This is a genomic window from Streptococcus mitis, from assembly GCF_905187535.1.
In the GTDB taxonomy this organism is placed as follows: Bacteria; Bacillota; Bacilli; order Lactobacillales; family Streptococcaceae; genus Streptococcus; species Streptococcus mitis_BS.
The window spans coordinates 23713-43576 of sequence record NZ_CAJJIE010000001.1; the positions used below are offsets into that span (position 1 = coordinate 23713).

At 37.0% G+C, this 19864-nt stretch carries 20 protein-coding genes; all 20 read right to left on the reverse strand.

The window, feature by feature from the left end; all coding sequences use genetic code 11:
* Positions 1–51: 51 nt before the first annotated feature.
* Positions 52–381 (reverse strand): hypothetical protein, encoded by a 330-nt coding sequence (locus JQ841_RS00135; RefSeq protein ID WP_044021361.1) that lies wholly within the window; start codon positions 379–381, stop codon positions 52–54.
* 17 nt (positions 382–398) lie between these two features.
* On the reverse strand, positions 399–779 hold the full coding sequence (locus JQ841_RS00140) for a replication initiator protein A (protein ID WP_049538570.1): 381 nt from the start codon (positions 777–779) through the stop codon (positions 399–401).
* Positions 779–967, reverse strand: coding sequence for a hypothetical protein (locus JQ841_RS00145; protein WP_049538572.1), 189 nt, complete (start codon positions 965–967; stop codon positions 779–781). The genes JQ841_RS00140 and JQ841_RS00145 overlap by 1 nt, the downstream gene beginning before the upstream one ends.
* A 26-nt stretch (positions 968–993) precedes the next feature.
* The gene (locus JQ841_RS00150) at positions 994–1266 is read right to left on the reverse strand and encodes a hypothetical protein (protein WP_044021364.1); all 273 of its coding nucleotides are present in this window, start codon (positions 1264–1266) and stop codon (positions 994–996) included.
* Positions 1263–2081: a ParA family protein gene (locus JQ841_RS00155; protein ID WP_049538574.1), complete on the reverse strand. Its 819-nt coding sequence runs from the start codon at positions 2079–2081 to the stop codon at positions 1263–1265. The genes JQ841_RS00150 and JQ841_RS00155 overlap by 4 nt, the downstream gene beginning before the upstream one ends.
* A 123-nt stretch (positions 2082–2204) precedes the next feature.
* Entirely contained in the window at positions 2205–2795 is a 591-nt protein-coding gene (locus JQ841_RS00160; RefSeq protein ID WP_203179743.1) for a hypothetical protein, read from the reverse strand.
* Between the two features lie 14 nt (positions 2796–2809).
* Complete coding sequence (locus JQ841_RS00165; protein WP_203179744.1) at positions 2810–4150, reverse strand: CHAP domain-containing protein; 1341 nt, start codon at positions 4148–4150, stop codon at positions 2810–2812.
* Between the two features lie 15 nt (positions 4151–4165).
* Positions 4166–4417, reverse strand: a complete 252-nt coding sequence (locus JQ841_RS00170) for a hypothetical protein (RefSeq protein WP_203179745.1) — start codon at positions 4415–4417, stop codon at positions 4166–4168.
* 19 nt (positions 4418–4436) lie between these two features.
* On the reverse strand, positions 4437–6383 hold the full coding sequence (locus tag JQ841_RS00175; protein ID WP_203179746.1) for a virulence factor: 1947 nt from the start codon (positions 6381–6383) through the stop codon (positions 4437–4439).
* A gap of 10 nt (positions 6384–6393) precedes the next feature.
* Complete coding sequence (locus JQ841_RS00180) at positions 6394–7041, reverse strand: hypothetical protein (RefSeq protein ID WP_203179747.1); 648 nt, start codon at positions 7039–7041, stop codon at positions 6394–6396.
* Positions 7041–7349 (reverse strand): DUF5592 family protein, encoded by a 309-nt coding sequence (locus JQ841_RS00185; protein ID WP_203179748.1) that lies wholly within the window; start codon positions 7347–7349, stop codon positions 7041–7043. The genes JQ841_RS00180 and JQ841_RS00185 overlap by 1 nt, the downstream gene beginning before the upstream one ends.
* 163 nt (positions 7350–7512) lie before the next feature.
* Positions 7513–8643 (reverse strand): helix-turn-helix domain-containing protein, encoded by a 1131-nt coding sequence (locus JQ841_RS00190; RefSeq protein ID WP_203179749.1) that lies wholly within the window; start codon positions 8641–8643, stop codon positions 7513–7515.
* Positions 8624–9295: a hypothetical protein gene (locus JQ841_RS00195; protein ID WP_203179750.1), complete on the reverse strand. Its 672-nt coding sequence runs from the start codon at positions 9293–9295 to the stop codon at positions 8624–8626. Before JQ841_RS00195 ends, JQ841_RS00190 begins: the two co-directional genes overlap by 20 nt.
* Positions 9296–9400: 105 nt before the next feature.
* Entirely contained in the window at positions 9401–9682 is a 282-nt protein-coding gene (locus JQ841_RS00200) for a BRCT domain-containing protein (RefSeq protein ID WP_203179751.1), read from the reverse strand.
* Positions 9683–9690: 8 nt separating this feature from the next.
* Positions 9691–11817: a pLS20_p028 family conjugation system transmembrane protein gene (locus tag JQ841_RS00205; RefSeq protein ID WP_203179799.1), complete on the reverse strand. Its 2127-nt coding sequence runs from the start codon at positions 11815–11817 to the stop codon at positions 9691–9693.
* A 121-nt stretch (positions 11818–11938) separates the two neighbouring features.
* Positions 11939–12439 (reverse strand): LptM family lipoprotein, encoded by a 501-nt coding sequence (locus tag JQ841_RS00210; protein ID WP_203179752.1) that lies wholly within the window; start codon positions 12437–12439, stop codon positions 11939–11941.
* Between the two features lie 82 nt (positions 12440–12521).
* The gene (locus JQ841_RS00215) at positions 12522–15650 is read right to left on the reverse strand and encodes a VirD4-like conjugal transfer protein, CD1115 family (protein ID WP_203179753.1); all 3129 of its coding nucleotides are present in this window, start codon (positions 15648–15650) and stop codon (positions 12522–12524) included.
* 4 nt (positions 15651–15654) lie between these two features.
* On the reverse strand, positions 15655–15900 hold the full coding sequence (locus JQ841_RS00220) for a hypothetical protein (protein WP_203179754.1): 246 nt from the start codon (positions 15898–15900) through the stop codon (positions 15655–15657).
* A gap of 158 nt (positions 15901–16058) precedes the next feature.
* A complete protein-coding gene (locus JQ841_RS00225) occupies positions 16059–16496 on the reverse strand; it encodes a single-stranded DNA-binding protein (protein ID WP_203179755.1) in 438 nt (145 codons plus the stop codon).
* 75 nt (positions 16497–16571) lie between these two features.
* The gene (locus JQ841_RS00230) at positions 16572–19844 is read right to left on the reverse strand and encodes an SspB-related isopeptide-forming adhesin (protein WP_203179756.1); all 3273 of its coding nucleotides are present in this window, start codon (positions 19842–19844) and stop codon (positions 16572–16574) included.
* Positions 19845–19864 lie beyond the last annotated feature (20 nt).

The window sequence follows — 19864 nt, forward strand, 5'->3', positions numbered from 1 at the left end:
AAATAATCCTTTGTTCTGACAAAAAAAGAGCCTATCTTTTCAGATAAACTCTTACTTGTCATACCAGGGTTTCTCTTTTTTACTAAAATAGGATTTGCTCATGTCAATAGTGAATATAGCCATTGGAATCAAAATGATACTCCATAGAATTGTCACAATTCCATCTGCAATAAAGGAAAATCCACCTGTAAAGTGAAGTCCCAAATACAGTAATAATACAACTGGAAGGAAAGCTGGAGCGAATTTTAAAACGGCCAATCCTAAAACGACTATAAACACCATACTAAGACCAAATGTCTTATAGAACATATAGATAGCTATAGCTCCGATAAAAATAAAGAACAGCTGAACAAGTCTTTTAATATCAATGAAAATCATCATAGATTCCTCCTACTTTATCAGTAATATTTTAAAATCTCATCTGTTAGGTAAATTCTATTGGGTAGATTGGATCCTTGGCGGACTTCTTCAATTAAACCATGATTCTTTAGCTTCTTTTTCAAAGAAATCACTTTACTTTTACCTGATTGAAGAGCCTCCATTAGCTCCTCTATAGGGTAACATACAAAAGTATTTCCATTTTCATCATATCCTTTTAATTCAAAGTCAACTGCAGCTCTTAAACGATTTAATAAAAGCATGTAGAGAAAAATTCCACTACCCTTCAAATCATTGAACTGAGGGTTATCTATTATTGGACGAGGAATAAAGAATTGTCCTGAATCTGTTGCTGCTGAAGAAAATTCTGGAATATCTGATAAATTTGATAAGTATTTCATTATTCCTTCTCCATTTCAAGTGATTTTTGATCTGAACTGGAAATATTAGACTCTGCCTCGTGCAACTTTCTAAGAAGTTCCTCCTTCTCTCTCTTTTTCTTCATATCACGAACATGCTTTTTCTCTGGTTGTGGATCTTCATCGTCATTATCATTTTTCTTCTTTATTTCTTTACTAAAATCTATCATAAAAAATCATCCTTTCCGATATCTCATTACTTAATTTTTTTCTGCATCTTTTCCCATTCTCTTATAATCATCTTCTCGATATAAGATGAAGCTGATTTCTCACCATGATACTCTACTAAAGCATCTAACATATCATATCGAACATTATGATGTAAAGAGAATGGATATCTTTGCTTTTTATTATAGCTCTCAGGAGACTTTCTAGCCTCCTGATTTTGTTTCCTAGACGAAGGAGTCTTTTCTCTCTTTGGTGTACTTTGGAATGTTTGTTTTACTTGTGCGAATCGATTCTCTGTCATGCTACCTCTCCTTCTAACACACTCAAAATATTTTCATATACGTAGTTTATATTATCATAAAACTTTTGATGTGTCTCTTTTTGGTTAGCTGTCATCTCTTCATACTGCTCAAAGACACTCTGACTGATCACAAGACTTTTGGCCATGAGCTCTTTCTCCTGGATAGAACCCAGGTAAGCAGGATCTTCTTCCACAACTTCTAAAAACTGCTTACAGGTATCTGTCACATTTTGGCCAACGTACTTAATTTTATTGCCAATCAGATAAGGTTCCGCTGTGACATAGCTCTTTTTAGAAATGACCTCGATTGCTTCATTCTTGATAAACTCGACAAATTTCTTCAGAGACAGCCAAGCCCGAAAACCGTTGAGAGAAGCATCGGATACCGCTAAGACCATATCCGAAACGGCAATAAAATTGGCCGTCACCAAACTTTCGTCATTATGGGTATCAATCAGGATCACATCAAACTGAGCGGCCAGCTCCTCATAGTGCTCACTAAACCACATAAAGAGTTGCAAGTATTTATTATTTCGACTGCCAAGATCCAGCTGCTCATCTGTTAGACGTTCATCTCCGCAGATTAAACTGAGATTTTCAGAAATTTGAACAATCTCATACTCTCCAGTCGTAAATATATCATAGACGGTTTTCTCACATTTTACATCAAATGTTCTTGTCAAATTACATTCCCAAGCTCCATCAATGAGTAGTGTTCTAAGTCCCTTAACACGTGCCAACCAATCCCCTTCATTAAAGGTATCTGTAGTTTTACCACCGCCACCTTTTCCTAAGTTTGTCGTCTGAATCTTCATGATTCCCTCCTTGGATAATTGTATATTTTGTTATATAACTTTTTATATACTTAATTATACCTAAAACTACTTTTCTTGTCAATATAAAAGCACAAAAAGTTATATAACTTTTTGTGCAACTTTTTAGCCATATGTACCGCCTATATTTCCACCAACATAGGCTTTTAGTTGGATTTGTTGAACTGTAGTATTGAAATTACCAATGAAATAGCTATTCTCTTCCCCACCTTTAGTCAAGACAACTAAAAATTGAACAACGTCCTCTGATTCTGTCGGCATCACTTCTAATTGTTTAGGTTGAAAATCATACTGATTCGTTAGAATAGCCATCGCAAAGGTTTGAACCATCGCATTCTGTGTCATAGATAAATGATTCTCGATTGTTCCCTTGACATTTGGCAGAAAATTCGTCTTTTTTATATCTGCTACTGCTTCTTCAAAGGCTTTTAACACTTCTTTTTTGTCTTCTGAGCTTGCCTCTGCATAGGGGCGTTCTAGTTTTAACTTAGCTGTCCGATAATTCTTCTCGTCTGCCGTTTCCTCTTTGGAAGACGGCTCGTTTTGAGTGGTTCCTGAAGAACTCACCTGGGCAGCTTCTTCTATTTTAGTTTGTTGAGATGGCCTGAAACTCGATACAATCCCTATTCCTGCCAAAACCAATAGAATACCTACTACAATCGATACAACCATATTCTCCTTTATCCAATCAATCATCTTATATACTCCTTTTAATTTGAATTCAATTTAGGTTCCCTATCATCTGGATAGGCAAACGAAATAACTTGGGCTCGCTGTTGTTCTGGAGTCCAAATTCGATAGTCCCATGTATAAGGGGTCTTAAACGTATCCCAACCACTTAAAGGTGTATTTTGTTCTACAAATAAGATAGATCCGTTTTCAAAGACATGACATACAATTCCTGTATGACCATAGCCTCCGCCTCCCACCTGTGTAGAAAAGATAGCACCCCTTTTGGGAGTTGACTTAAGTGAATTCCCGAATATTGATGCCCAAGCTGCTGCCTGATCTTTCCCATTACCTTGAACTGAACCAGAATGACCCCATATATGATTTGCGACACTAATTGTAAGATTCACACATTGTCCAGCTAAATCGTCCCTTCCAGGATTATACCACCCTGTAGACTTAGCATAATCCATGCCTAAACTCTTAGGATCGATAATAAACGGTTTCAAACTATCTGGTAAATCTTCTGGTTTATACCCCCACGCAGTCGCATCTGAAGGAACTTTTCCTGTTCCATCGACACTACCACCTGATTCACCACAATCACTTTTTTCAGCTGAAGAAGAAATAGCATTATCTAAAGAACTGGCATCTTGTGTATTCGATACTGCATAAGGTTTCTCACCATGAGCAGCAATAGCCTCCTTATCAAGCCACTGATACTTTGTACCTAGCTTTTGGTACATATCGATTAGCTTGCTCTTATAAGTGCCATCTGTGGCCCATCCACCATCTGCTATGGCAGATAGAGTTGCAATGCCATTTATATTGTTTATAGCCCCTTTATAAAGGGTTTGATGAGCCATAAACTCAGCTTTCCCTACAATCCCTGCATCATAGCTAGAAAACCAAGTATAAGCTCCTCCTGTACCGTCTCCAACGTTTGCTCCAGGCTTTGTTCCTGTTAGGTCAATACTGTCTTCACCATACGTCGCAATAGTGACTGGAAAATCGCTTTTTCTGGAGGTTTTAACACCTCCCATGTTATGAGCCTTCCAGAAGGAAGTTCCATTAGGATTCGTAAAATTAAAGCCATTCTCTATCATAGTTTGAGTGATAGAGGCTGAAGGTAGGAAACCTCCTGCCTTCCAAGACAGGATATAGGCTTCCTTATGCTTTTTTACAAAGTCATCGATGGAACCATCAGCTGAAGAAACTGTGGAGTCGCCAGTTGAAGATGTTGTTTCTACAGCACCACAATCATTTCTTCCATTATTGGTTACAGCTCCCATTATCCCAACTAACATGGTTATCCCAACATTGACAACTAATAGGAGAGCTACAAGAGGAATGAGGATCTTCAGTTTGAATATTTTTTTCATGGACACCTCGCTTATTTACCACAATCCTAATATTGTTCGTAAAATGCCATAAAAAACTAAAAATACAATAAACCCTAGACCTATTTTCTTGAGACCATTCAAAAATTCCTTATCTCGCTCCTTTTGTGCTTCTAAACGTTTTGGATCTGATTCTCCCTCTGAAGCAAAATAATCTCTTTCTTGTTTCATACGATATTTACGAATCAAAACATATTCATCAAATTTCTGCTTTGCCCTTGTAATCATTCCTGATTTGTTTTTAACCATTTAAATTTAATGTCCTTTCTTATTCGATACCACCATAGCGCTCAACTTCTGGAGCTAATAATTGCTGGTTAAATACTAGATTTCCAACTCCTGCAATATTCATAAACAACTGTCCTTTGGCTAGGCGAGGCAATGTTTCTAATTCAGACTGATTCATTGATCCTGATAAAGCATTGGCTAATAGTGGAACGCTAGTTTCATCTGTCTGAGCAAAAATTCTATACTGCATCAGACCAAAAATCCTCTGAACCGCAGTTACGTATGGATCCTTATGAGTGCCGATACCTGTCTCAAACAGAATACCCCTCAGAGAATTAACGGACAACACAACTCCAGCAAAGTTTTCGCCCATTGTATCAATCATATCGGCCAGAAGGTTGACACTACTTTCATGCTTAGGGTCAATGAGTGTCTGTGCCCCACTAATATTGACAATATAGTGCTGCATATCCATCTCCGTTAAGTCAGGACGTCTCTTCAGTAATTGCTTACAGCGTTTTCCGTTATTGACAATATCAGCTGAGACAAGTGAAAGAACAGAGAATATCTGAACATTTAACAAATGAGGGGCGTTCTTCAACCCTGAGAAGTCAAATGTTACAACTTGCTCTGAAGAAATATCTTGAAATTCGGTTGTTCCCTCGAAAATTTCTGCGTTTGTTGTCAATAGTTCGTTAAACGTATTGTAAATACGCTTAACAGCCTTGTGTTCGGCTTTATCCGCACTAGTTTGTTCCAGTCGACGTTTGTAGGCATCAACAAACAAAATAAAATCAGACAGAATAGGATACTCTTCCTTCACAATATCCGTCGCTTTCAGTTTTTCTGGATTCAATGAAGGATTTCGAGCCCACATATTTCCCTCAATATAAAACTCATTCAGGAGAGTTCCAAATGTGATTAAATCGTCTCCTGTCACTTCATTATTCAGGAGTTTATAGATACTCTTCAATTTCTCGATATGAAGGTTGTAAGATTTCTTCTTATCGATTTCAGTTCCTGCTTCATTGGTCACTGTTGGAAATACCTGGAAGATATTGATACGGTTAGTCTCACCTGATAAATCAAGAATCAATCCATGCTGCTTCCTTGTCTGATCAAGAAACTGACCAGTAGCATCAAAATTACGAATATAGTGCCCCTTTGCATAGAGACCGTCTGTGTGTTTCATAAGAAAAGATCGCTGTCCCATCTTTGGATTTCCAGATAGGATCATAAAGGATCGTGTTCTTTTCTCGTCACGTTCTAGAAAATTGAAATTTACCGCTCCATTTGTTGGAGTCCAACCCAGATAAAAACCCTTCTCATCTTCTAGTTTCGTATGATTAAAGAAATATCCACCAGCTATTGAGTGAGCTGGAGTCGGTATTCCTCTTCGATGATTGGGCAAATCAATCTGATATTCAGCTGGAATAAATGGGGCATGGTATTCAAAATCTAATTCTCCAGACAGAATAGTGGATTTGAATTTCGACGTTTTGTCTTTGACCTCTTCAACCTTCTTGAATAATTCTTCTTTGGTTGATGCAAACACAAAGACACGAATATACATCCCGTACATAGCTATATTTTGCTTATCAATTTCACGGCTTAGTTTATTCAGATTCTCAATTTCATCTAGTTCTTTCCGATTATTTGTTAATTTACTGTTATTAGTAATACGTGTTGATTTTTCTTCAATAGAGTCCTCTATCTCTTTTTGAAGCTGTCTATTATCTTCTTTATACAGTGACAAGAAGGTACGTGTACCAGGTAATAGCAATAATTCAGAAAGCCAAAAACGATCCATTCCTTCAGTTGGATATTCATAGTAGTGTAAGACCGTATGATATCCATCTCCACTTAACCAGGAACGATCATCTTTTTTAAAATCAATATTTCCTTGCGGTTGAATCTGGCTAAGGAAAGCAAGGTCATATCCTTCATTCTTTAATTGTCTTTGTCTACGTTTTGATAAATCAGGCATACTATCCCTCCTATACTTTCTCATTCATATTGTTGTATTGTTTTATAATCTGAATTTTCTTCCTATAGCTAATTTCTTGAGGAACAAAATCATTATTTCCATAAGTTTGCGCCTTCCGAACTAATTCGTCCAATTCAGTTGTTGTAGGTGCAAATAGCCACAGTATAAACTCTGTATTATAGACTTCTTGTCGTATGCTCTCTTCAACTTTAATTTGACTTTGAAGCCAAAGTTCACGATCTTTGAGTTGTAAAAAACGTCTCTCATTTACTGATATCTTAGAGAGATCTTGTCGCACTAAATTCAAATGATGGCGCAAGTCAGAAATTTGTGTATCAGTATTTGTTGGCAAGGTTGTCGTCTCTACTTGGATATTAGGTCCAAATCGAGTTAACCAAGTTTCAAAATTTTCGATTGTACGCATCACCTCGTTATAAGACATCGACCCTAAGTCTTTACCTGGTATTTCCATCAGCTGCAAGTATCCATAATCTACTAACTGGATATAAGCCTGTCTGTTTGGAATAATTGATTTTACGTCTAACAACTCAACACAAGAATGTAAATCGAAATATTCCTGAGTATGCTTCTTCATTTCTCGAATACGTCCTAAAGGGCGTTTCTCAATATTTTTGGATGAAGTTTGTTTAATTGCCATTATGATTTTCTCCTTCTGATATAGTTCAAACTGATGTAACGTTTTCTTCTTCGTCTGAAGAAAAGAAACATACTGTGCCAATTCTTTTTACCACCGTTAGCTGGCAACACCAGATACAAACTCATAACTGGTGTTAAAAATATGAATGCGAACATTTGCATCCATTGACTTTTCGGAAAAATTCTTAATCCAACGCTTAGAGCAATTAGCCCAGTTATTCCTACAAATGTAATATCTATAATAAGAAGTCCTATAATCTTGATTTTGGCATAAATATCTCTAGGTACACCATATTTTTCACCGTACATTAATTTCTCCTTTATATTTGTTTTGACACTCACATTATAATGAATAATCGAAAATATCTTTTAAAGGGACAATAGCATTTTTTCCATCATCCTTCAGGAAGTAATTACACAAAAAGTTATATACTTTTTTATACAACAAAAGAAGCCTCAATACTGAGACTTCTTACTTAACTATTCTTAAAATTGGACCATGTTTTGGCGGTTTTTGTTCATCAATTGAAATATCTAAAGACTTCTCCAATTCATCTTTTGGCAGGGATAAATAGGAAATTAATTCATTCCTCTGAAGAATATCATTTGTAACAATCAGCTCATATACCTTTCTATAAAGGCTTGGTTTTTCAGGAATTATCTCTGTATCTAACGGCTCCTGTCTCTTCCACTTATTAAAAGCAATTTTCTTAAACAGATACAACTTTTGATCATCACTTATTAACTCTAGTTGATGTGTTCTCATAATCATAGCCTGAATAGAAACCTTCCAATATTTTTTCAACTCAATATAAAAATCTAAATTAGTAGATAACAATGACTTTAAGAAACCATTTTCAGGCAACAATAGACAAGAAGCAAAATAATTAGCTTGTTTTTCAATAACATTCTTTAATTCCTGTGATGTATAATCATGAATACTTTCAATATCTCCGTGAAGTAAAATATGTCCAATCTCATGAGCGATGTTAAATCTTCTGCGAACTGCTGATTCGCCGTTGTCTGTCAACATTATGAACGGTCTATCTCCTATCCACTCTGATACCGCATCTAGTGTTTCATCGGACATATTTGCTTCAACAATAATGACACCATTAATTTCCGCTACTTCAAGTAAATTAGAAACTGGTAAATCTATTCCAAGTCCCCAAATCTCTCTCAATTCTCTGGCTTTTTCTTCAATATCTTTATTAGTGATATCATGAATATTTTTCATTAGAATATCAGGAAGAATTAACTGGGGAAAATTCACATAGCGAGATAAAAAATCATAAATTTCTTTTTGAAATTCCAATCTCACTGCTTGCATATCTCTTATTTTCTTGGTGGATGCAGACTGACTACGAAAAAAAGTTGCTCCTTCATAAAAACTTTTTGATTCAGAAGTAAAGTAATTATATGGAAAATCTAGTTCAGCAACAATAGTCATTAGGTTATTGGCTCCTGGTTGCGTTTTACCTAATTCATAATTCGAAATCATCTGTCGGGATATCCCAGTTCGTTCTGCTAAATCTTTCTTTGTTAATCCCCTAGCTATTCTAGCTTTTGTTAATTTAGAGGGATTAAATATTCGTTGTTCCATTTACTACTCTCCTACGAAGATCTTCCGATAGCTCTGTTAATGTCAAATCTAGTTTCTTTTGGGTTGCTCGTTCTTGTTCTGTAGAAGTTATAATGCGTGGAGCATTTAAAATATCTACTTTCTCAATCCATTGTTCTGAATCAACATCAGGTAGTCCAAGCTGAACAAACTGAAGATGATGATTTGATCCACCATAAGTGAGTAGTATAAATGGGGGAGTAGTCTCATCATACCGTTTATTGATATCTTCTTGAGTAGTGAACAGATCAAACTGCTTATTCTTAATACTAGCAACACTTCTATGCAGAGCTTTTTTAGGAACAGCTCTTACACTTCTTGTTTTCACAGGGGATATAATAGCTCCCTTTGTCTCAATCATAGTATAGGTATAGCCATTTCTTTTATTGTTCGTTGCAGCTATCATTTGCACGTCTACTGGCATAGATGAATCTTCTAAAACTAAACGTAGAGCAACATCTACTAAGGCTTGTCTAATATGACCATAAGTTTTACGCATTTCAGGATGTTGCAATACAGGAGTTGCATTAATCAATTCCCATAGATATCGATAGGCTTCTTTTATACTATAAGCTAATTCTCCTGCCAATCTTGAGTCGCATTCTGTTTCTAAGTGACTCTGTAAAATTCCCATGTCTCTTCTCCAATCTTTAACAATCTATATACTGTGTTAATAGTTTACCATTTTTTTTAAAAAACGTCAATATCTATAACATACTTTTACACACAAAAAGAAGCCTCAATACTGAGACTTCTTAACTAAATCAAAGAATGCTTCTTCAGAAAGAAAAGTAATCAATTGGCCTTCTGATAGTCTTCTAAGCGCTGCATCATGCTTCTTAGACCTTTTATCAAGATCAAAAAGATTCAACTGCTTGTGTCCTACAACCAATATATCTGTTTTATTAGATACATAGCTTTGCACGACAGCCCCTTTACTTTCTAAAAATCGCACTGCTTCTTCTCTAGTTAGAGGACGTAGGCTTCCTGTGATAACAATATTCTTCCCTATTAAATCCATAATTCATCCTATTCCTCCTCTTCAGGACTTTCAGCACCTGTGATATGACGTCCTCCCTGCATACGCTGTCCTGCTTGTTGCATCTGTTGGTTCATGTATTGCATTTGACTCATGCTCTGTTGAAATTTTTGTTGAGGAGAGTCTGGTTGTTTCGGTGGTTGTGTCGATTCTACAACTGATGGAGATGAATTTTGAATTGGAGATTCTGTTCCTCCAGTTGGATGAGATGAATTTTGGATCGGTGGCTCTGTTCCTCCAGTTAGATGAGTTGAGTTTTGAATTGGTGGCTCTGTTCCTCCAGTTGGATGAGATGAATTTTGGATCGGTGGCTCTGTTCCTCCAGTTGGATGATTTGACTCTTGGATTGGTGGCTCAGGAATGTCAACTGGTCCAAATTGAGCAATTCCAGGAACAGCATCGTTTTTCAAAGCATTATAGGTCGCATTGTGAGCAGAGACAGCCTTATCATCTAGGTTATTTAAAACGTTGCCAACTGCCCCTTTCGTATTTTGCATGGCTTCAAAAGCTTTCCATTCTGCCAAATCAACCATATTACTTACACCACCTTTAGCCGCATTCATTAATCCCTGGTCTTTTACAGAGTTCAAAGCACCTTGAATACCACCTCCAGTTCTTGCAAGGCTATTCCCCAGAATCTGACTTCCTTTAGACAGGGCATCTGGAGCTTTTTTAGCCATATCCATACCAAATTGACCAAGCGCCATACCCCCATTAAAGACACCTCCTGCTCCAGCCGCAAAGGCATTGCCCATCATCATAGCACCAAGCAATTGTTGCGCTGTTTCGCTATGTCCTGTTGAAACTCCAAGCCAGCGTTCAATCATGGCCACTCCTTGCATTGCCGCAAAGAATACTCCAATATAGACAAAGGCAGCTGCAAGACACTGTTCCCACATATTGAGTCCATCAAAGAATCCGCCAGAAAGCTTAGATACTGCTGAAACAGAAAGGATTGGCAAATCTCTGAAAATCTCAAGTGTTACACGCATAATGATAACTTCAAAGAAAATTCCAGCTAAAGCACCGCCAATCGTTCTTAACAACTCTTTATATTTCTTGGAGTTGGATAGAGAACTATAACCAAGAATCGGAGAGATCATTGCCTCAATCAAAATATCAAAAATTGATTTGACAAGCTTAATGATCATGCTGACCAAAAGAATAGCTAGGATTATATACTGGAGGAACATTCCTATCCAGTTGACCTTATAACGCATATAAACCGATTCAAAAGCACTCAATTGATTAATGACTCGGTGTTCTGTAATGCTTTCAACCCCTGTATTATTGGAATTCAACTTATGGAGGAACAAGCCTTTAATTCCTGCTATTTTATCGTTTTTCTGTATATCATCTAACATTTTTGGATTTGTCGTACCATAGTTTGCCCCAAAATCAATCTTGGTCGCAAAATCTGCCGTATCCCGTTGGTCAGGGTTATCCGTGATATTATTGACAGGGGTAGACCCCTCCTGAACGGGCTTGATATAGCCATAATCATCCATTGGAAACAACTCTGTAGAAAAATCTTTGTATATCAAGACTTTTAGGTCTACTACATTATTTTTCATGGGCTGAAGAGCCAAGGAGGAAGTTGGTTGACTACCAGATGGCGCTTCGCTGGAGACTGTCTGGATAGACATGGCATCCTGTGCCACTGCTGTTGAGATGGTAGTCAAAGCTAAAGGCAAAACCGTGGTTACTGCAGTTACCAAAAGGAAATTAATAATAACCCCCTTATACTTTACTGGCTTAGTAAAAACGCCTGCGATAGCCGACACAACCAAAATCAGAGTAAACAAGGACGTTCCTAATATCTGAAACCAGTAGAAAAATTGACCAATGACTGTCTTCTGATCCCCCAAATATCCGAAAAGCCCAAAGAGCTTGAACATATTATTAAAAACATGTTCTAGACTGGAAATGATTTGATAAAAAGCTTTAACGATCCCTCCTGGTAAATAGGATAGATATGCCATAAATGCAGGAGTCGGTTCTAAATAGTTTCCCCAGTAGGAATAGAATTCCGCCAGTTTTTTGGCATTCTCGCCTGTGATTTCACCATTGAGTTCCTTGACCTCATTCACCAAATCTGAAAAGGTTTGATAGTGCACTAAAGGTACCTTCTTTCTTTTTAAGATACCCCTATCATATTCGATAATGACAAAATCGTTTTTAAAGGGACAATGAAATTCTAACAACAAAAAAGCCTCAAGTAATTGAGACTTTTCTAAATTAATCTGCTGTTCCATTGAAATCATAGAAAGCATTGTCTTCTTTATAGCCACGACGTAGCTCAATGATTCGGATTTTTTTACCACCCTCAGTCAAGACGACTTGATAATAAGCCTCTGCTTCTTCAGGCTTACCTATATCCCTATAATCAACAGCGATTGTAAAATTGTCTTTGCCTTTCAGTTGACTTTCTAAACTAACAATAGTTCCCCTGAAAGAGGCTGGAATTGCCTTAACTTGTTCTTCTGAAAGCACACTATAGTTAATACTTTCACCGTCGTTATTTGAAATGGTTCGCTTTTCTTTATCAAATTTTAAGGTAGTTCCTACTCCACCTTTAAAATCAAGACTCTCATAACCATCTTCCTGTGAAAAGCCTGTATAGCTATCTTTTAGCACATTTTTAGCAATAGAATCAGGTGATTTTTGACCACAAGCTCCAAGTAAAATCAAGGCTAAACCTACTAAAACAATTCTTAAAAAGTACTTTGCTTTCATCATTTATCTCCTAACCACTCTTTATTTTATTATAGCAAACAGCTTTTTTTCTTGCAAGTGTTTATATAACTTATTATATATCTTTTTAGATAACTTCATCCGCAAAAAAGTCGTCTCCATCATCATAATAATCATAGTCACCTTGAATAACACTAGCTGCAGCTGCTTGGAATAATTCATCTGTAGATGTAAATGATTTGGATTGTACCTTTTGTCCTTTACTGTGACGACCTGATAGTTTAGGTGTTTCGCCATTGTTGCTGAGAAGAGGCATGGTCAAACGTTGCCTCCAGTCTATGATGTTGTTGAAAGCTGTACCAGCATCAACTGCGATCTCCTGAAGTTCTAGCTCACGGTGTGCACTTTCGACTGGAATATCCGCAAGAGTCATCGATGTATCAAATTCCTCTTGTAAGAACATGTACTTGTAAGGGAAGCTGTTCTTATCATGTGCGAAGATTGGATCCGTTGTGACCTTACGTCCAACATTATCCCGTCCCTTGACTCCACGTAAGATAACCGCTTCTCCTTCCTGAAGCTTGGCCAATTGCGTTGGTGTCAACAATTCTTGTTTTGGATTCTCGACAGCTACATTTGGATTGGCCTCGTCCAAGATATTGCTGGAGCGCCGTCTTCTGGTGATGGTACGTGTACCCAGGTCAGCACTAAATTTCTTATTGGTATCTGAAGATGTTGTTTTAACATAAACCTTCAATGAACAGTTGTCCATAATGGTTCGAGCAACATTTTGGCCGTATTTATCATCCAATTGCTCCAGATTTTGAATCCATAGGTAATAGAGAATGTTTTGTCCCAATCCAATAGATATTTTTGTATCCATGTGAGGAATCGCAGGGATATTTGTAAACTCATCTAAGATATGGAGAATCCGATTAATACATTTACGACCACTTGAGAGAGCAAGCTCATAGTTAGCATTGAATAGCTGATCTAAGAATAACGAAACAATCCCATTATACTCTGTTCGGTTTGGCGGTGTTACCAGGTAAATGACTTTCGGTTTATCTGAATAGACCAGCTCAATATCCGACTCCTGAAGAAGATTTTTGGTATCTTCTTTATTCTTAAGGACGGTTATATCGATATGATCTAAAATCGGCTTCTTGCTATACTCATCTAGTTCCAGACTATCTCCGTTTCTTCGATAGACTTTTTCAGCTGAAAATTGAAAGATTTGATCTCGAACAGGGGAATGCCCATTGTTCTTATGATTGAAATCAATCGTTACCGTAAACTGATCTGGAAGTTTAGGCTCAATGGCATAGGTCAGATAGCCTTCCCCATCGACTAAAGCTGTCGCTTGCTTTATATAATCGACTTTCTTTTCGACTTTACCCCACTTCTTCAATCCTGTAATCGTTACTTTAGCAGTTTTGTGCTTAAATTCGTTTTTAAGCTGACTGTTGGTGCTTGATCTCAGCTTGACAGATAATCGACGTGGGAAGCCAACAGACTCTAAATCAATAGAGTTTTTAGAAGTCAGTTTGGCCACATTGTCTTGCAAGAACAGGTTGATTCCTGTCATCATGCTAGAGTAGACATTACCTTTAGTCTCATCACCACCAAAGTCTGAAGCACGAAATTCGATATCAGCCATTTGTCTAAATTTCGAGAATTGTTGTTGATTGACTTGTCTCAAATTATCAAAATAGACTGTGATTTTTGACTTCTTCGATACTTGTTGTTCTCTGCTTGGATTCTCGACGATTTCTCCAGCACCATCTACAAAGACTTCTTCAGACCCCATTGTCGCCAAGAATTTCGCAACGTTAGGGATTGTAATAGTATCCCAGGCATCGTCTTCACCATTTTGAACGGTTTCATTAGCTCGATCCATCAAAGCCATTGTCAGAGCGTTAAATAGGGATATAGAAGACTTACGGAAGTATTCAGCATTTCCCTTCTCTCCACCTTTTTGTTTCGGATAAATGGATTCTGCGACTGCGTTTACATAGGTCTGAGTTTTCTCATAGTAACCCTTCTTTGCAGCAGCGATGGCTAGAGCTAGCGGATTGAAGGACATGGACCAATCCATATTTTGGAAAGAAAGAACATTGACATCATAGTCACGTTGCCTCATGAGTTTGTAGGAGGCTTGATAATGCTCCCCTTTCGGGTCTGATAATACCATCGATGGCTGCAATTCAGCACGACTGTTGATTTCAATTGCTGGAGTAATATGACCTTCACCCTTACCTGAACGAGTCATCCCAATTCCTAACAGATTCGTCGGCTTATCTTCAATGTAATAATATCCAGAAGGAAAAGCTAACATGCCTAAAATCCGCTCCGCATTTGTCACGTATCGGCTCATTTTTCTATTTTGCCATAGCATTTGGGTTCTGAGTGTTTGTCCTGCTAAATCATGAGTCAGTTCATGAAGTACAGGAGCTCCACCTTCACCTGGATAAGTTAAATCTTTATTGGGGATCTTTTTGTATTGGCGACGAATCTCATCAATCGTCACAAAACGGTCATCTCCTTCTTCGTTGTTGTTATAGTCTCGAAACTGCTCGAAGTTTATCCAGGCAGATTTCCAGGCGATAACTAAGCCCAATAGAAAGATTGGAAATGCTAAAATCGGTGCTATCAAGAAGACCTTAGCATTCAATAAACTTTGAAATAAGAGGCTGTTTAAGTCAAAGTTTACGGCCTTACTAGCATCTTTAAACGACCAGGCACTAAAATAGAGAAAGCGAATTGTGGCTCTCAAAACAGTAACCAGGTAATTGGTTAAGATAAAAGCAATAAAGCTAAAACCTAATCCCATATAAACAAAGCTGCGATAACTTTTAAAATAAAGAATCGGTTTCATTTCTTTATCAAATCGTTTCCGTTCTCGTTTAACAAAAGGGAGTGTGTAGAACATCCTGAAGAAAATATTCCAAATGATGAGAGAGACAAGCGCCAAGAGTTTCGGTATGAATGACTTCATCCAATTGGACAACCCTCTAATTGATTGGAACCATACTTGTTTCCAATCAATTTCTTTACGATTTTTCCAACCTCTTTTTATTGCCTGGCTTAGACTACTCTTACCTGCTAGTAACCTTTGATAATTTCTTAAAAAATACGGCTGGAAGAGTTTGAATAGGTAATAACCTGCGCCTCCTAGAAAAAGGAAGGTATTGATCCAACTGGCTCGAATCAGTTGGATAAGGGTATAAAATACTACTTCAAATAACTCAAACAAACTACTACCCCCTTACACCTTCCAAAAACCATTCCATTTTTCGAGTATAAAAGCTCGAAAAGAGAAATATGTGAAACTGTAGCCTTGGAGAGGCTTTCTCATAACGGTTAAAATAGTCTTCCAACCATTTCTCTCCATCCAACTGAAGAATATTCAACCGACTGGATTGACTTTGTTCTAAGTAATTGGTCACCTGAAGAGATTCCGCAATCAATTCATCAGACAGATAATTGTATTTTTGTCTTGCCATTGTTGCTCTCCTTTCTTATTATCTCTTAATTCCTCTCTATTCTAAAGGATAATATCAAATTCTTTGTTAAAGGGACAAAAGATATTGTTATATCATAAGTTATATAACTTTTTGCATAACAAAAAGCACACAAGTGTCCTTGTATGCTTTCAATCCCTTTAGAATGGGGATTCTACATCCATTGGTTCAGGATAGGATGGAGGATTAGAACTTGGTGTCGGTTGAGAAAATCCCTGTTGTCCCTGTTTACGTCGATTAGATGCCTCCCTATTTTCAAGGAAAGTGATTCCTCCTTGTTGACTTGGGGAAATAAACTGATACGTTCGACGTTGACCTTGTTCATCATTATAAGGTCGTTGGATAATTTCTCCTTTTAAGAGGATTGGAGAGCCTTTAGATAGGCTCTGAGCCATCAATTCCGCTTGTTTTCCATAGACTTGTACATGGAAGAAACTAGAGGTTGGTTTATTTGTATCATCAGTCATACTCGAATCACAAACAAACTCAAATTTGAAACTGGCATGACCATTTTGAGTTTGACCTACTGCATCATTTGGAATAAATGCAACACGTCCAGAAGCAATAAATACTTGCATTTTTCTCCTTTCAATAAAGACCACAAGAGAGTTATTCCCCAGCTTGTGGTCATTCTTTCATTTTAATTCATCAAATTAGTTTTCTTTTGACTTACGAAGACCTGCAAGACTCAACAATCCCAAAATCATTCCTACAACTGGAAGCATGCTGCTTGCTGTTCCTGTATTTGGTAGTGAAGGATTCTTAGGTTCTTGTGGTTTTGGCGACTCAGGAGTTTTTGGCTCTGGTTTTGGTTCCGGTTTTGGCTCTTCCTTTTTCGGTTTTTCCAGTTTTGGTTCCGGTTTTGGCTCTTCCTTTTTCGGTTTTTCCAGTTTTGGTTCTGGTTTAGGTTCTTCCTTTTTCGGTTCTTCTGGTTTTGGTGGTTCTGGAGTGTGGGTTGTTACCTTTGCTCCCGTTTCTTGACTGTTGACAATGTTCACAAATTTATTTTCGATTTCTCCACTTGCGATACGTTCAACTTCGATATAGAAATCAGCGTCAAACGTGCCTTGCACTCCTAGAGAGTTCAAGAACTCTTTGTCAATAGTGTAAGCCCACTTACCATCTTTTTCGTTCCATGTTACTTTAACAATTTTCTTGATAAAGTCAGAGTTTGTGCTTTGATTGAACTCAAATTGGAACGCATAAGTAGAACCTTTAGCAATCTTGTCTCCTGCCTTAACCACTTTTTCGTTAGACAAGACTACATCATAAGGCAATGTAAGCTCTTTTTCGGCAACATATTCTGTTCCTTTAACGATACCTTTCCAGTTCCCAGTATAGCGGTCATGCTTCATATCAAGTTTATCCAAACCGTCATATTGGTACAATGTATCATGTTTTTCTGGAACAGTTACTCCATCAAGAAGGTACTGAATAAAATCACCTAGTTGGACTTCTTTGCCATCAAGGACTTTCTTGCCACTTCTATCAAGTACATGTTTTTCTGGCTTCACATCAGGAACTTTAAACGTAACAAGGTTTGATTTATAGCCATTGCCATAATCAACTTGAACAAACTCATTTTCAACAACTTCTCCTGCTTTTACAAGCAAACGTGCAGGTAGATCAATCGTGATATTCTTAGCTTGTTTCACATAGTTTTGATAGAAAGAAGTAGAATCTTTCGCCACCCAAAGGTAAAACTCACCTTTAGGATTCAATCCTGCTTCCTTCAAAATGTTTTGGATTTCTTGTGTACGTTCTTTTTCTGAAAGAACATGGTACATATTAAAAAGTGCTTTTACATCTTTACCAATAGAATCCTTCATAGTGATTTTGCTATCATCTACCATGTATGCACCATCTTGAACATCATCTGCCAAGGCCCATGTTTTAGCAACATTTTTTGAATCAGCAGTAAATGTTGAATATGGCTTGTAGTCAGTCGTCAAACTGAATTTTACATTTTTATCAAACGTAGTCGCACCATCAATGTTGTGACCATAATTATCAGTAATAGCCTTCACAGGTTTTGGAGTAGAAGGTTTAACACGCAAACGTGAATAATTCACTTTTACAGTAGGAACTAAAGGCATTTCAGGAATTTTTTTCTTCTCTGGTGGAGTTGGAGCTGGTGGAATTGGAAGTGTTGTACGAGGAACAAACTCTTTTGGTTTCTCCAATTTAGGTTTAGGAATTTCCTTAGTATCCTTTGGTTTCAATTCGGGTTTAAGTGGAGGATTTACATGGATATTAATTGGCACAATTGCACTTGCTTTCCCAAATAAACCTACAGCCCATCCAACATGTTTAGAAGAAAAAAGTTCACTATCTGATAGTACACTTCTATATTTTGTTATTGCACGATAGACTTCATTCTCTCTTTCTTCATTAATTTCATAAGGTGTACGCTGTCCGACTCCATTATAATAGCCTAAATTCAATGTAGAACCATATCCAATAGAAACGATTGATCCACGTGGAATATCCTTTTCATCTCGAACATTAGCATACCCAAGATCACCAGCTTTCACCCCACGTTCAGGAACATCATAAGTCCAAGGTGTTTTATACTCACCTTTGTAGTAATTCTTACCATCACGAACCACTTTTTTAACATCAGAACCGTCAGGATTCAACACGATTCCTTCTGTTCCATCTTGATAGGTCAAATTCAACTCCTGACCGTAATCAATATCATTAAATGCAGAAGCCAAAGCAAGAATAACTTCCTTCTTATCCTTTTCATAGAAGAACTCAATCTTCGTATTAAATTCTACTAGGTTAGCAAATAAAAAGTTAATTGAACCAGAACCACTATCATCCTTATGTACATAGATTTTAGTAGGACTCAATGATTTTCCATTCTCAACCCACTCAGCTTCTACTTTATTAAAAGTAAAGCGAGCAGAAATTTTATTCCCATCTTTCCTTTCAGCAACATTATGGATAGTGAAAGAATCACCTACTTTTGGAGCTACAATTTCACCGAAAAATTCATCACTTTTTGATAACAAGCCTTCACGACTAGCAGTAATTGAAGAATCAGAATGCAAACCAATATAATCTTTTATAGGAATTAAACCTTCTACCCCTTCAAATGAAACAAGCAATTTTTTGTAATAATTGAGACTTCCACGTTGACTTTCATCATAATCTCCATAAACTTTGATATGAGGTTTTTCAGCTTTTAAACCTTTCTTAGCAAGTTCTTCTGTTTTCTTATTATATAAAGCTAATTCTTTCTTATAATTATCAAATTCCTTGTCATAATCAGCCTTTAAGCCAACATTTTCCTTTTCAATCTTTTCATTGTAGGCTTTTTGATCAGCTAAATCTTTATTGTATTTAGCTTCTTTCTGAGCATTATCACGTTTAATACGTGAATTTTCTGCTTCAGTTTCTTTTTTCTTCATAAAATTATCAGCAAGAATTGCCTTGTTTTCAGCTTCAATACGTTTGACTTCTGCTTCATGATCTTTTACAGCTTTTTCAAACTTATCTTGTTTATCCTTGTTTTCTTTTTCGATTATTTCACGTTCTTTAGTAGTTTTATCTACCTTAGAAGAATAATCACCAGTCACAGCTTTGACATTTTTTTCCTGATTAACATAATCAGCTTCAATTTCTTTCTGCTTACCTGCTACTGTATCAGTAGTTGCCACTCCCTTATCTTGTGTAACACCAACATCAACTTTAACACCAGCTTCTTTCGCTTCTGCAATAGCTTTATCAAGTTTTTCATGAACAATCGGTACTTCCAATACCGTTTTATTTTCAGAAGCATTTACTGATACTTCATCAGCAGAGGCAGTCGAAGAAAATACCATTCCCAACATTGCAAGTGCAAGGATAACACCACATGCACCACCAACCTTCATTTTACGAATTGAACCATAAGCCTTAAATTCTTGTGTCTTTGACATCCTCAATTTTTTCTCCTTTT

Coding starts and splice junctions, on each gene's coding strand:
- JQ841_RS00135 (WP_044021361.1), bottom strand. CDS start 381: ATGATGATTTTCATTGATATTAAAAGACTTGTTCAGCTGTTCTTTATT.
- JQ841_RS00140 (WP_049538570.1), bottom strand. CDS start 779: ATGAAATACTTATCAAATTTATCAGATATTCCAGAATTTTCTTCAGCA.
- JQ841_RS00145 (WP_049538572.1), bottom strand. CDS start 967: ATGATAGATTTTAGTAAAGAAATAAAGAAGAAAAATGATAATGACGAT.
- JQ841_RS00150 (WP_044021364.1), bottom strand. CDS start 1,266: ATGACAGAGAATCGATTCGCACAAGTAAAACAAACATTCCAAAGTACA.
- JQ841_RS00155 (WP_049538574.1), bottom strand. CDS start 2,081: ATGAAGATTCAGACGACAAACTTAGGAAAAGGTGGCGGTGGTAAAACT.
- JQ841_RS00160 (WP_203179743.1), bottom strand. CDS start 2,795: ATGATTGATTGGATAAAGGAGAATATGGTTGTATCGATTGTAGTAGGT.
- JQ841_RS00165 (WP_203179744.1), bottom strand. CDS start 4,150: ATGAAAAAAATATTCAAACTGAAGATCCTCATTCCTCTTGTAGCTCTC.
- JQ841_RS00170 (WP_203179745.1), bottom strand. CDS start 4,417: ATGGTTAAAAACAAATCAGGAATGATTACAAGGGCAAAGCAGAAATTT.
- JQ841_RS00175 (WP_203179746.1), bottom strand. CDS start 6,383: ATGCCTGATTTATCAAAACGTAGACAAAGACAATTAAAGAATGAAGGA.
- JQ841_RS00180 (WP_203179747.1), bottom strand. CDS start 7,041: ATGGCAATTAAACAAACTTCATCCAAAAATATTGAGAAACGCCCTTTA.
- JQ841_RS00185 (WP_203179748.1), bottom strand. CDS start 7,349: ATGTACGGTGAAAAATATGGTGTACCTAGAGATATTTATGCCAAAATC.
- JQ841_RS00190 (WP_203179749.1), bottom strand. CDS start 8,643: ATGGAACAACGAATATTTAATCCCTCTAAATTAACAAAAGCTAGAATA.
- JQ841_RS00195 (WP_203179750.1), bottom strand. CDS start 9,295: ATGGGAATTTTACAGAGTCACTTAGAAACAGAATGCGACTCAAGATTG.
- JQ841_RS00200 (WP_203179751.1), bottom strand. CDS start 9,682: ATGGATTTAATAGGGAAGAATATTGTTATCACAGGAAGCCTACGTCCT.
- JQ841_RS00210 (WP_203179752.1), bottom strand. CDS start 12,439: ATGATGAAAGCAAAGTACTTTTTAAGAATTGTTTTAGTAGGTTTAGCC.
- JQ841_RS00220 (WP_203179754.1), bottom strand. CDS start 15,900: ATGGCAAGACAAAAATACAATTATCTGTCTGATGAATTGATTGCGGAA.
- JQ841_RS00225 (WP_203179755.1), bottom strand. CDS start 16,496: ATGCAAGTATTTATTGCTTCTGGACGTGTTGCATTTATTCCAAATGAT.
- JQ841_RS00230 (WP_203179756.1), bottom strand. CDS start 19,844: ATGTCAAAGACACAAGAATTTAAGGCTTATGGTTCAATTCGTAAAATG.